9 protein-coding genes, 3 tRNA genes and 1 rRNA gene (1 of these 13 only partly in view) are annotated in these 12,745 nt (G+C 42.2%); 12 read left to right on the forward strand and 1 reads right to left on the reverse strand.

All coding sequences use genetic code 11. From position 1 onward, the window contains the following. From BQ9856_RS22710 to BQ9856_RS22760, 11 genes are all read left to right on the forward strand, one after another. A 23S ribosomal RNA gene (locus BQ9856_RS22710) occupies positions 1 to 2,505 on the forward strand; it begins 382 nt to the left of the window's first position. A gap of 76 nt (positions 2,506 to 2,581) precedes the next feature. After that, positions 2,582 to 2,654, forward strand: a tRNA-Asn gene (locus BQ9856_RS22715). Between the two features lie 47 nt (positions 2,655 to 2,701). After that, positions 2,702 to 2,773 (forward strand) — tRNA-Glu (locus tag BQ9856_RS22720). Between the two features lie 33 nt (positions 2,774 to 2,806). Next, positions 2,807 to 2,877 (forward strand) — tRNA-Cys (locus BQ9856_RS22725). Positions 2,878 to 3,608: 731 nt separating this feature from the next. Continuing rightward, a complete protein-coding gene (namA, locus tag BQ9856_RS22730; RefSeq protein WP_077613020.1) occupies positions 3,609 to 4,637 on the forward strand; it encodes an NADPH dehydrogenase NamA in 1,029 nt (342 codons plus the stop codon). A gap of 402 nt (positions 4,638 to 5,039) precedes the next feature. After that, positions 5,040 to 5,546, forward strand: coding sequence for a DsbA family protein (locus tag BQ9856_RS22735; protein ID WP_077613021.1), 507 nt, complete (start codon positions 5,040 to 5,042; stop codon positions 5,544 to 5,546). Between the two features lie 540 nt (positions 5,547 to 6,086). Continuing rightward, on the forward strand, positions 6,087 to 6,503 hold the full coding sequence (locus tag BQ9856_RS22740) for a helix-turn-helix domain-containing protein (protein ID WP_077613022.1): 417 nt from the start codon (positions 6,087 to 6,089) through the stop codon (positions 6,501 to 6,503). A 56-nt stretch (positions 6,504 to 6,559) separates the two neighbouring features. Beyond that, positions 6,560 to 7,762 (forward strand): tyrosine-type recombinase/integrase, encoded by a 1,203-nt coding sequence (locus BQ9856_RS22745; RefSeq protein ID WP_159441907.1) that lies wholly within the window; start codon positions 6,560 to 6,562, stop codon positions 7,760 to 7,762. After that, positions 7,759 to 8,727, forward strand: coding sequence for a tyrosine-type recombinase/integrase (locus tag BQ9856_RS22750; RefSeq protein WP_159441906.1), 969 nt, complete (start codon positions 7,759 to 7,761; stop codon positions 8,725 to 8,727). Before BQ9856_RS22745 ends, BQ9856_RS22750 begins: the two co-directional genes overlap by 4 nt. Positions 8,728 to 8,782: 55 nt before the next feature. Next, on the forward strand, positions 8,783 to 9,385 hold the full coding sequence (locus BQ9856_RS22755; protein WP_442855605.1) for a tyrosine-type recombinase/integrase: 603 nt from the start codon (positions 8,783 to 8,785) through the stop codon (positions 9,383 to 9,385). A 7-nt stretch (positions 9,386 to 9,392) separates the two neighbouring features. Then, positions 9,393 to 10,286, forward strand: a complete 894-nt coding sequence (locus tag BQ9856_RS22760; protein ID WP_235839334.1) for a tyrosine-type recombinase/integrase — start codon at positions 9,393 to 9,395, stop codon at positions 10,284 to 10,286. Between the two features lie 50 nt (positions 10,287 to 10,336). Here the strand turns inward: BQ9856_RS22760 and BQ9856_RS22765 are convergent, their stop codons facing one another. After that, positions 10,337 to 11,326, reverse strand: coding sequence for a helix-turn-helix domain-containing protein (locus BQ9856_RS22765; protein WP_077613024.1), 990 nt, complete (start codon positions 11,324 to 11,326; stop codon positions 10,337 to 10,339). A 683-nt stretch (positions 11,327 to 12,009) separates the two neighbouring features. On the opposite strand from BQ9856_RS22765, the gene BQ9856_RS24675 reads away from it, so the two are divergent. Further along, the coding region (locus tag BQ9856_RS24675; RefSeq protein WP_159442069.1) for a hypothetical protein at positions 12,010 to 12,745 on the forward strand (736 nt) is incomplete at its 3' end.

The raw sequence follows: 12,745 nt of genomic DNA on the forward strand, positions 1-12,745 counted from the left end.
AATAGTCAGCGAGCAGGATCCAAAGTACCACGAGACACGAGAAACCTTGTGGGAAGTCGGAGGGACCACCCTCCAAGGCTAAATACTACTTAGTGACCGATAGCGCATAGTACTGTGAAGGAAAGGTGAAAAGGACCCCGGGAGGGGAGTGAAAAAGAACCTGAAACCCTGTGTTTACAAGCTGTGGAACCACATTATAAGTGGAACCGCGTACTTTTTGTAGAACGGTCCGGCGAGTTACCGTTACTGGCAAGGTTAAGCACTCAAGGTGTGGAGCCGAAGGGAAACCAAGTCTTAATAGGGCGAATGAGTCAGTAAAGGTAGACCCGAAACCGGGTGATCTACCCATGTCCAGGTTGAAGCTGCCGTAAAAGGCGGTGGAGGACCGAACGCACATCCGTTGAAAAGGGTGGCGATGAGGTGTGGGTAGGGGAGAAATTCCAATCGAACCCGGAGATAGCTGGTTCTCCTCGAAATAGCTTTAGGGCTAGCCTCGTATTAGTCTGCCGGAGGTAGAGCACTGAATTTCCTAGGGGGCGTCAAAGCTTACCAAAGAATATCAAACTCCGAATGCCGGCCAGATGATGTACGGGAGTCAGACTGCACGAGATAAGTTGGGCAGTCAAAAGGGAAAGAGCCCAGACCACCAGCTAAGGTCCCAAAGTGCGTGTTAAGTGGAAAAGGATGTGGGATTTCAGAGACAACTAGGATGTTGGCTTAGAAGCAGCCACACATTCAAAGAGTGCGTAATAGCTCACTAGTCGAGAGGTCCTGCGCCGAAAATGTCCGGGGCTGAAACACGACACCGAAGCTGTGGAATCAGAAATGATTGGTAGAGGAGCATTCTTAACGCACAGAAGCATTACCGTAAGGAGATGTGGAGTGTTAAGAAGAGAGAATGCCGGAATGAGTAGCGAGATGGAGGTGGGAATCCTCCAGGCCGAATATCTAAGGTTTCCAGAGTAAAGCTGATCTGCTCTGGGTAAGTCGGGGCCTAAGGCGAGGTCGAAAGACGTAGCCGATGGACAACAGGTTGAAATTCCTGTACCGCATATCATCAGAACTGTGGGGACACAGAACCGAGGGAGAACCCGGGAATGAAAAGACCGGGGCAAGCATTGGACTGGTTAAGCTGGAAAATCCGCTTAACAACAGGAAGGTGTGATGCGTACCGAACAAAAGTAGGGAAGTCTCTGTAGGGGCTGTCAAGAAAAGCCGCTATTGTGTGATATGTGCCCGTACCGTAAACCGACACAGGTGGATGAGGAGAGAATCCTAAGGCCGGCGGGAGAAGCATTGTTAAGGAACTCGGCAAAATGACCCTGTAACTTCGGGATAAAGGGTGCCTGGGAAACCAGGCCGCAGAGAATAGGCTCAAGCAACTGTTTAGCAAAAACACAGGTCTATGCAAAACCGAAAGGTGAGGTATATGGGCTGACGCCTGCCCGGTGCTGGAAGGTTACGAGGAGGGGTTAGCCGTAAGGCGAAGCTCTGAATTTAAGCCCCAGTAAACGGCGGCCGTAACTATAACGGTCCTAAGGTAGCGAAATTCCTTGTCGGGTAAGTTCCGACCCGCACGAAAGGCGTAATGATTTGAGCGCTGTCTCGACAATGCACCCGGTGAAATTGAAATACCAGTGAAGATGCTGGTTACCTGCGCCAGGACGGAAAGACCCCATGGAGCTTTACTCCAGCTTGATACTGGGATTCGGTACTGCATGTACAGGATAGGTGGGAGGCTATGAAGCAAGGACGCCAGTCTTTGTGGAGCCGATGTTGGGATACCACCCTTGCGGTATTGGATTTCTAACCTGCAGCCATGACCTGGCTGGGGGACAATGTCAGGCGGGGAGTTTGACTGGGGCGGTCGCCTCCGAAAGGGTATCGGAGGCGCTCAAAGGTTCCCTCAGAATGGACGGAAACCATTCGAAGAGTGCAAAGGCATAAGGGAGCTTGACTGCGACACCGACGGGTGGAGCAGGTAGGAAACTAGGACTTAGTGATCCGGTGGTATAAAGTGGGATTGCCATCGCTCAACGGATAAAAGCTACCCTGGGGATAACAGGCTTATCACTCCCAAGAGTTCACATCGACGGAGTGGTTTGGCACCTCGATGTCGGCTCATCGCATCCTGGGGCTGTAGTAGGTCCCAAGGGTTGGGCTGTTCGCCCATTAAAGCGGTACGCGAGCTGGGTTCAGAACGTCGTGAGACAGTTCGGTCCCTATCCGGCGTGGGCGTAGGATATTTGAGAGGAGCTGTCCTTAGTACGAGAGGACCGGGATGGACTGACCTCTGGTGTATCTGTTGGCGATCAAAGCCATGGCAGAGTAGCCAAGTCGGGAAGGGATAAACGCTGAAGGCATCTAAGCGTGAAGCCCCCCTCAAGATGAGATATCCCATCGCAAGAGTAAGACCCCTTGAAGACGACGAGGTAGATAGGGCAGAGGTGGAAGCATGGCAACATGTGGAGCTGACTGTCACTAATAGGTCGAGGGCTTAACCAAGTTGGTTTAGGTAAGAGGAAAGAACGGATGAAAGATATGTAACAATGTGTGGTTTTGAGGGTATATGCCTCAATAATCCTCGATAGCTCAGTCGGTAGAGCAAACGGCTGTTAACCGTTGGGTCGTAGGTTCAAGTCCTACTCGGGGAGTTCGTGATACTCAAGCAAAGACTGTGAGGAAAACGAAATGTTAGTACGGCCCCATGGTCAAGCGGTTAAGACATCGCCCTTTCACGGCGGTAACACGAGTTCGAATCTCGTTGGGGTCACTGAATTTAAGAAGTTTTAGCTTTATAATTTATGGCGACATAGCCAAGTGGTAAGGCGTGGGTCTGCAACACCCTGATCACCAGTTCAAATCTGGTTGTCGCCTCTCTTATGAAAGCCTCAGAAACCTGATAGAATAAGGGTTTCTGGGGTTTTTATTTTGTGTATCTGGTGTTTGCGCTTGTTTGCGTGGGCATTTTTCATGTTTTTGAAGGCTGTTAGTCCAGGATAGCTCTCATTTTTGATACTGTTTCTTCCCGAGGTAGTGATGGGTCATATTAAGGCATTGAAATTGAGAGGTCAAATAGAAAAGGAGTTTTTCTTCAATTTTTGTGCGTATAACATACATTACTCAGTGAGAACAGATTACAATTTGATATTTTTATGTCAAGAAAAAAGTGAAATAATATATTTTTATTGCTTAATAAACAGAAAATAAGCTATTAATAAGTTGTCTCAAATTTTTCAATGACGGTGATACCTATATCATTTAAATTATGAACTATTGAATAGTTCTAATTACCAGTAGTTTAAAAGAATCAATATAATGCTGCATAAGAAACTTTCTAAAAAAGTAAAAGAAGTAATGGGATAAAAGTATCTTAAGAGGAGGGGGGCTTGTGGTAAAAAAGTAAAATAGGAGATTGTGAGTTTCCAGAATAAATGATAGAATCAGCATAGGTGGGGTTTTCTCGTGATCTGCTATATTTATTTTATGTGGTGGACAGAGATAAAAGAAATGTTGATCAGCCATCGCTATAGTAATTTTGATTAACGACTAATTAAAGCAAGTTATCTTACTAAATTGTACATTTATAGTAGAAGGGAGAATGTCTTATGTATTTATTGAAATCATTTACAGTAAAAAGCATGACTTTGTGCAACCGTATCGTTATGCCTCCGATGTGTATGTACAGTGCCGGAACCGATGGTATGCCAAATGAATTTCATTTTACGCATTATACTTCCCGTGCGGTCGGCGGAGCGGGGCTGATTATTATGGAAGCCACCGGTGTCTTACCGTGGGGCCGTATTTCTGACCATTGTCTGGGACTTTGGAATGATGATCAGGCAAAGGCACTTACGCCAATTGTTACCGCCTGCCAGAAACAGGGAGCAAAAATCGCGATTCAGCTCAATCATGCGGGTCGCAAATGTGGAGCCCAGGAAAAGGCAATTTACGCCCCCAGCGCCATTCCATTTAGTCAGGATTCTCCCATGCCGCATGAGATGACGGAAGCGGATATTCACGATGCGGTTAATGCATTCCGCAGCTCTGCTGCCCGGGCGGCTGAAATCGGTTTTGATGCGATTGAAATTCATGGTGCCCATGGTTATCTGATAAGCGAATTCCTGTCGCCGTTGACCAACCATCGTACAGGTGGTTATGGTGGATCAACGGAAAACCGATGCCGTATACTAATTGAAATACTGAAGGCGGTACATGAGGTCTGGCCAGATGAAAAACCGGTTTTATTGCGTGTATCTGCTGAAGATTATGAACCGGATGGCATGCATATGGAAGAAATGTCCAGAATTATTGAGCTGGTAAAACCCTATATTGACGTGCTGGATGTGAGTACAGGCGGAGTTGTACCGACGCCGCCGCCAGCGATTTATCCAGGCTATCAGGTGAAAATTGCCGAGTGGCTGAAACAGAAATCCGGCCTGCCTGTGGTTACCGTTGGTCTGATTACGGACCCGCATCAGGTGGAGGAAATACTGGGTGGAGAACGGGCGGATATGGTTGCTTTAGGCCGGGAACTTTTGCGTGATCCTTACTGGGTACTGCATACAGCTCGGGTTCTGGAAGTCGAATATCCGTGGCCGGAGCAGTATCTGCGTGGTTTTCAGGCAAGAAAGTGATGCATGCAACGAATTACGCGGCGGACAGCTTCAGTTATTTATTGCACGGGTTGGAAATTCATTTGAATTTCCACAATTAAATATGTTTGCTGAAAATTAATCAAAGTGTGGTATCTGATGACAATATCGGTTATATAATCGCCACACTCGATCCTAATCATGCGCTTCGGATAGCCGGCAGTAATATCCAAAAATATTTTGGGGTGTACCCTCGCGTGGTTCAATTTCAGCATAAAGGTAAAACAGTGACTTCATTTTCTTTTCTGGACGAGGTATAGCGTAACTAAAATAGTAAATGAGACGATACCGGAGGAGGAATGGTGGCGTTCCCCAAAAGCCGTCTATCTTGAAGTGATGAAAAGAGCATTATAAATAAATTATGTGAATAAGAGGTGATTAAAATTGAAACATGAGTTACATATCTTTTTTGATTATATCTGTCCTTATCGTCTGAAGGCACATAATCATTTAAAGGAGCTTATCCCGGACTATCCGGATGTTACTATAGTCTGGCATCCGTGTGAATCGCATCCCAGACCAGATCGGTATGGCCCCCACAGTGATCTGTGCATACAAGGATATTTTTATGCTGTTGATAAGGGGATTGATATTTTAGAATTTCATGAACGAATGTATCAGGCAGCTCAGAAGGAGCATGTTAATATCGAAGATATTGATGCTCTTACTGAGTATGTCAGTGATCTGGTTGATGCTGATGACTTTCGGCTGTCGCTCCAGCTGGGAACTTATCGCGGCAAGTTGGAGGAGTCTAACAAGCTTGCCTTTGAGAATTCTGGTGTATGGGCAGTCCCTGCATATAGAATGGGCGCTTTAAAGCTTGATGCAGTTGAAAATGTGGGTGTTTCCAAAGAGCAGATTCGGCATCTTTTAAAGAACCCTTGCATGTGAATTTTTTCTGTAGAATAGGATCTTCTATGATAAAATAATAAATCATAGGAGGCTCGAAAGTATGTATGCTTCGCTTGTATCATTTATACTGTGGTTCAGGGTGAGCCTTATGAAGATGAGAACTGGTATGGCGGGGCACATTCTGAAATGTGTAATGCCATTTAAATTATAAGCAAGAATTGTATGGATACAGGTTTGCCTATGACCTGGCATTAGAATTCCACTATGGGGTTTTACAAAGGATGGATGCAGGCAATTAGTTCTGGTAGTTACTCTGTGTGATAAATGAATATCATTTATATGCAGGAAAGGAATAACAAAAACTAATGAATGTAATCAGAACATGTACCTAAATTAAGTGAATAACACAAACAATAACAGATTAAAGAGATGCCGGGCTGTATCTTTTTTAATCTGTTATTGTTATTAGAAGGATTCAGTTTACTCACTTAAAAAGGGAGAAAACTCTTAAATTGCGTTATTTTAAATATGAGGTTCTTATGTTAATATCATTATATCAAGTCTAGGGGGTATTGGCAGATGAAAATCATGATTGCAGAACTTAGAAAAAATAAAGGAATAAGCCAACAGGAATTAGCGGCCGTCTTGGGCGTAGCCTATCAAACTGTAAGCAAATGGGAAACAAATGTAACTTTCCCGGATATAACGCTTTTACCTCAGCTGGCGCAATACTTTGATGTAACGGTAGATGAATTGCTGGGATTAAAACCATTACCGTCACAAACTTATATCCCCTCTGAAGCAGGGACTAAAGATTACTGGAATGAACGTCTGGAATATTTGAAAAGGACCCGGGATTCTTTATGGAATAAAGACTACTTGCAATTTTTAATAGAAAAGGTTTGGAAAATTCAATACCCAATCAATGTTTTGGATTATGCCGAAGAAAAAACTATACCGAAAAACCACCAAAAATGCTATAAATACTGTGCCTAATGCTATTTCTTCGACATAATGTTTTATACTTGAGGTACCAAGAAAGGAGGTACCTCATGATTGAGATTAATACCATTTGCGAGCTGTTGCTCGAAGCATTACAGGATGCAGGATACAATAAATCCACTATTTTTAACTACCAAGGTGCTGTTAGAAGATTCAAAGCTTTCTGTTCAGAGAAGGATGTAACTGTGTATACTACGGAATTCGGAAAGCTTTATTCAGATGATGTCATAAGTCCCAAAACCGGGCAATTCAGCACAGAACGATACCATTTGCATGGACGGTTCATCCGATTGATGAATTCATACTACAGTACCGGGCAATTCGATTTTTCTATCGTAAAGCGAGGAAAAGTAGCGCCAACTAATCCACTACACAAGGATGTTTACGGCGGCTATCAGAAGGTGCTCCATATGCAGTACACAAATGAGAATACTATCCATTTTTATGAGTATGAGTTTTATTACTTTCTGCAGTTCCTTCATAGTGCTGGCATTGATGACATTGCAACAATTACACCAGAAACACTCTTTTCCTACATTCAGACTTCAAAAACAAACAGACAGAGAGCAGTTCTTTGCGGTTTAAGATCATCAATGAAATACCTTAGAAGAGATGACCTGATTGTCTCTATACTTGGAATTCATTCGCCTCGGGCACGTCGAATTATTCCTACATTGACAGATGATGAGAATCAACGACTGAGCACTGCTATTGAGTCTTCGGAGGTTACTCTTCGTGATGCTGCTATCGTTCTTCTGGGTATGTCATCAGGGATACGGGCCTGCGACCTGATAAAGCTGAAGCTGTCAGATATCGATTGGATTAGTGAAACGATATCTTTTCATCAGAGCAAAACCGGAAACTTTGTATGTCTCCCACTCATTCCATCTGTTGGAAATGCGATTTTCAGATACCTTCACGAAGAAAGACCAGCAGCTAATAATGACTTCCTGTTTGTACGTGAACTGGCTCCCTTTGATCCATTCACTGACCATTCAAGCTGCTACGAAGTAGTTCGTCGGGTTTTCTGCCAGGCAGGGATAGATAAGGAAAGCCGTATTCTTGGGATGTGCCTTTTGCGCCATAATGCAGCATCCACTATGGTAAAGAATGCTGTGCCGATTGAAACAATCGCCGCTGTTCTTGGACATGTCAATCCGGATACGACAGATATATATATCACTACAGATGAATATCGCCTTAGAGAATGCGTCCTGCCTATGACAGGCATATCCAAGGAGGTGAATCCATGAATACAGATTTCATAAGTGCCCTCGCACCTCAGCTTGAAAGCTTCCTTGAATTCAAACATTCCATTGGCATACAGTACAAATCGGCTTCATGTCACTTACGGAACCTGGATGAGTATAACTTTTCAAACGGCAACTCAAGCAGTTTGAATAAAGAAACCGTTGAAGGATGGGCTGCAGCGAAGAGTTGTAAATCAACAACACCGAATCGGAGTTGGATATCTCCTATAAGAGAATTCGGACGATATCTACATAGTATCGGCGTTCCCGATGCATATGTACTGGGTGACAAGTACAGAATCCAGAGCTACCACGCCGAAGTCTACCTGATGAGTGAAGCTGAGATACTGGCTTTCTTCAAGGAGTGCGATTCATACGTACTCAGAAAGAACTACTTGGGCAGGGCATATGTTTTACCTGCACTGTATCGTTTCCTTTATTGTTGTGGCGTACGATGCGGTGAAGCGCGACATCTTCGTTGCGAAAACGTACATCTTGATAATGGTTTTGTTGATATCCTTCAATCCAAAGCTCACTGTGACAGACGCTTGTATCTGTCAGAGGAACTTACAGATTATCTAAAAAAATATGACTGCGCCATAAACGCCTGTTTTCCATCAAGAGAATACTTTTTTCCGGGTGGAAAAGGTGGCATGTGTTCTTCGACTTCATTGACGGTGAATTTCAAAAGCATCTGGGATGCTGCCGGCCTTAAAAGAGATGGAAAAGTCAAACCACGCGCTTATGACTTCCGACATCACTTTGCATGTGCTAACATCTTGAAGTGGTCTAAAGAGGAAACGGATGTACATGCGATGTTCCCTTATCTTATGAGATATATGGGGCACTCATCCCTCGAAAGCACCTATTACTATATACACTTGATACCGGATTTCTTTCCTCAGTACTCTATTCTTACATCATCAATGGAATCTCTTATTCCGGAGGTAGAAGACGATGAAGTATAAGCGAAAGAAGGATAAAAGTTTCTGGATTATGGCACGTCTTTACCTTCATGATTACATGCCGGTAATAAGAAATCTGTCAGACAAATCCGTAGAGGCTTACAAACAGTCACTTAAATCCTATCTGTCTTTTCTTGAAAAGGAGAAGTTATTAAAAGATGATAACGTCACATTTGAAGCTTTTTCACGGGAGAACATCAAGGAGTTTGTTGAATGGATGAAATCCAGTGGCTACTCTCCTAAAAGTATTAATCTCAAACTCACAGCAATCCGGTCATTCCTGAAATACTGTGGAGAAGAGGATTTCGAGCTCAAAGCACTATATACAGAAGCATGTTTAATAAAGAAACTGAAGGAAGAAAAACATCCCATACAGTATCTCCAACCAAAAGCAACTGCCGCCATTCTGGCTGCATCCGATACAAAGACCTCCAAGCATCGTCGAAATCGAATGATGCTCATTCTGCTCTATGATACTGGTGCAAGGGTACAGGAATTGGCTGAATTAGATATATCTTCACTGCACCTAGATGCGTCAAATCCATTCATAACGCTCGTCGGCAAGGGTCAAAAGAGCAGAAATGTACCATTGATGAATAAAACTGTTACACATCTTCAAAACTACCNACAAATCCGTAGAGGCTTACAAACAGTCACTTAAATCCTATCTGTCTTTTCTTGAAAAGGAGAAGTTATTAAAAGATGATAACGTCACATTTGAAGCTTTTTCACGGGAGAACATCAAGGAGTTTGTTGAATGGATGAAATCCAGTGGCTACTCTCCTAAAAGTATTAATCTCAAACTCACAGCAATCCGGTCATTCCTGAAATACTGTGGAGAAGAGGATTTCGAGCTCAAAGCACTATATACAGAAGCATGTTTAATAAAGAAACTGAAGGAAGAAAAACATCCCATACAGTATCTCCAACCAAAAGCAACTGCCGCCATTCTGGCTGCATCCGATACAAAGACCTCCAAGCATCGTCGAAATCGAATGATGCTCATTCTGCTCTATGATACTGGTGCAAGGGTACAGGAATTGGCTGAATTAGATATATCTTCACTGCACCTAGATGCGTCAAATCCATTCATAACGCTCGTCGGCAAGGGTCAAAAGAGCAGAAATGTACCATTGATGAATAAAACTGTTACACATCTTCAAAACTACCTGAAAGAGTTTCATCCTAAGAATAAAGAATGTCCATTGTTTTACAGCCTTTTGGATGGAAAAACTCATCGGTTATCAACAGACAGCATTAGCCTAGTTCTTAAGACCGCTGCTGATACTGCTCGTGAAACCTGTTCCGAAGTACCTGATAATGTCCACTGTCATTTGATTAGAAAAACGAAAGCCATGGATTTATATAGGAATGGAGTTCCCTTGCCATTTATTATGCAGTTTCTTGGTCATGAAAGTATGTCAACAACATCCGGCTTCTATGCATTCGCAACACTTGAAATGATGGGTGACGCTATGAAGAAAGCATCGCCGGATTCCACTGTTGCAGAGAAACTTTGGAAAAAATCTGATGTACACCATGCACTGTATACGTTGGATTAACTGATTACTATGCCGAAGAAATGTCAGTAAAAGTATTTTCTAAGCAATTCTCAGGAATTCTTCGGCATAGTTTTTTCTTCGGCATAATCTGTGAGCAGCTGTTCAAACAGAGAAAGGAATTCATACGTCCCAAGCCGTTGCTCAAGATGATCAAAAACAAGACGGACAGCGCCCTTTGTACAGCGGTTCATCAGGAATGCCAAAAAGAGTTTTTCTTTTGGGAAAAAGAAAGTCAACAGTGTCTTTTTCGATTCCCTCGAAGAATGGACCGTGTCCATTTCTACGTAAACATCAGGGTTTAGGGACTGAAAATCAGCGTATGTTCGATTGGTAAAAACGGAGCGATCTGTAATCTGTGTTTTATGGCACTTACGCGGCTTGAACTTGGGTTTTCGCTTTAAGTCTATGTTTCTGGCGGTGAATAATCCATTGTCAAGATAGGTATACATGGTGCGGACAGACAGATTAAGTTCCGGGTGATTTGTGGCAATCTGATACGGGGACTGTCCTTGCACAATCAGAGGAGTAATGATCATATCCTTTTGATGAAGCTCCCGCTTTGTCATGTTGATTCCCTCACGGGAGTCACTGAGCTTTTCGCGGTATTTTCTATCCGCAGAGCGGGCATTATACGTATACTTGTGAGCAATGGTACAGTGGTTGATCTTTTTGTCACAGCCATTGCATACGTAGGGAGCTTTGTCTAACCTGTTGCAGCGTTCCTTTTCGAAGTTGTGGCAGGTCTGGTTACAGGTTGGACAGGAGGTGCATTTAATGCCACATAGGAGAATCTTGCCGCAGGCATTGGTCTTTTTACAGTGATAGCGATGAATGCAGAAGTTCTTGGCATTGTAAAAAGTCCCCTTATGAAACCAGTCGGATAGACGGTGAGCCTTAATCTCCTTGGAGATGGTAGTTGGATCTTTGCATAGGTATTTAGCAATGTCCTTAAAGGTATAACCTTTGTTTAGAGAATTCTCTATGTAGATATGGTTATCAAGGGTAAGGTGTTTCTGATTACCAGGGATATATTTACTCATAAAATCTCCTTCTACTGCTGTCAGAAGGAGATATAACCATACCACTTATGTATGAAAGAGTAAATATTAACTGTGTGGAAGTAAATTCCACTAGGGAATGAGGGAGTGGAATTTATATTTTCATTTTAGGGTGCAGTAAAAAAATAAAATAAGTAATTGTTAGTTACCGTAATAAATGATAGAATTAACATAGGCAGGTTTTGGTTTATGTGGCTGTTTAGGTGTGGTAGCTTAACAATACACGATAAATTCAAAATCTGCTATATTTATTTTATATGGTGGGTGAAGAATAAAAGGAATGTTGAACAGCCATCGCGATAGCGATTTTGTTCAATTAAGATGTCGACCGAAAGGTAATCATCCGGAAAGGAATTTGGATATGATTTATATTACTGGGGATACCTATGGACAGTTTAAATGGGCAGAAGCGTTCTGTGAACATTTTCAGACGAAACGTGAAGACATATTGATTATATTGGGAGATGTTGGAATTAATTTTAGTGGTGGAATGCGGATTGGTGGAAATGGTTTCTGGAGGAGTTTTCGATTATACTTTCCTGCATTCATGGGAGCGATAAACAGAGCTTCGGAACGTTAGATACATATAAGGAAGTTGTTCTGATTAGCCAGTTATATGATATGAATTGATATTGCTGTTTAACAACTTATAATGGTACAAATAAATGCAGATATTTACAAGAGAGGAGTATAATGGGGTAAAAATGAGGAGCATAGAAAAAATTAAAAAATATATTAATAATCCAGTAGAATGTGAAACTGAGTTTACTAGCTATATAATGCAGAACATTGTGGATATTCCTTTTGAGGAATTGCTTAATCAAAAAATGTTATTAAAGATTTATTTGTCAAATAAAATTGATCAAAGAGAAAAAGAAGAGATATATGAACTAATAACATATAATAGGCCAGATAATGTAAAGAATTATATATATTTTATAAAAGAAATATTTCCAGTAATAAATAGAATTCAGTATAAAATTAGTCAACAGATACAAGAGGGATTTGATTCTTTATTTGTTTTTTTAGTATGTGTCGGTATGTTCGCAATGGATAACCCCAGTATTATTGGATATCCTAAAAAACTCTTGATTAAATTAGCAACTGGTGTATTGCCTGACGATACAGCGTGGAGTGAAGCGCAGGGCAAAATAGAAATTGCTGAGAGTATTTATTTATGTAAAGAAAAGTTAATTGAGTCAATTTATTCAGAAGCGATAAAGTGTGGCTGTATTGCTGAAAAGTTTGATGATATTAGCTACCTTAAAGAGGATGTTGAGAAAATAGAAGTTATAGAGAACAGGCCTGAAGTTCAATTACGTATGAAAAAGCCAGAATATAGTTATAGGATAATGTTGGGATCGGCCTATTATGGCACAGTTGCCGCTGAACGTATGGCGG

Origin of the sequence: Clostridium sp. Marseille-P2415 (genome assembly GCF_900155545.1) — a bacterium.
Classification (GTDB): Bacteria; Bacillota; Clostridia; order Lachnospirales; family Lachnospiraceae; genus Lacrimispora.

What these genes read in the sequence shown, in the direction of transcription:
- namA (WP_077613020.1), top strand. Translation starts at nt 3,609, where the DNA reads ATGTATTTATTGAAATCATTTACAGTAAAAAGCATGACTTTGTGCAAC.
- BQ9856_RS22740 (WP_077613022.1), top strand. Translation starts at nt 6,087, where the DNA reads ATGAAAATCATGATTGCAGAACTTAGAAAAAATAAAGGAATAAGCCAA.
- BQ9856_RS22745 (WP_159441907.1), top strand. Translation starts at nt 6,560, where the DNA reads ATGATTGAGATTAATACCATTTGCGAGCTGTTGCTCGAAGCATTACAG.
- BQ9856_RS22750 (WP_159441906.1), top strand. Translation starts at nt 7,759, where the DNA reads ATGAATACAGATTTCATAAGTGCCCTCGCACCTCAGCTTGAAAGCTTC.
- BQ9856_RS22765 (WP_077613024.1), bottom strand. Translation starts at nt 11,326, where the DNA reads ATGAGTAAATATATCCCTGGTAATCAGAAACACCTTACCCTTGATAAC.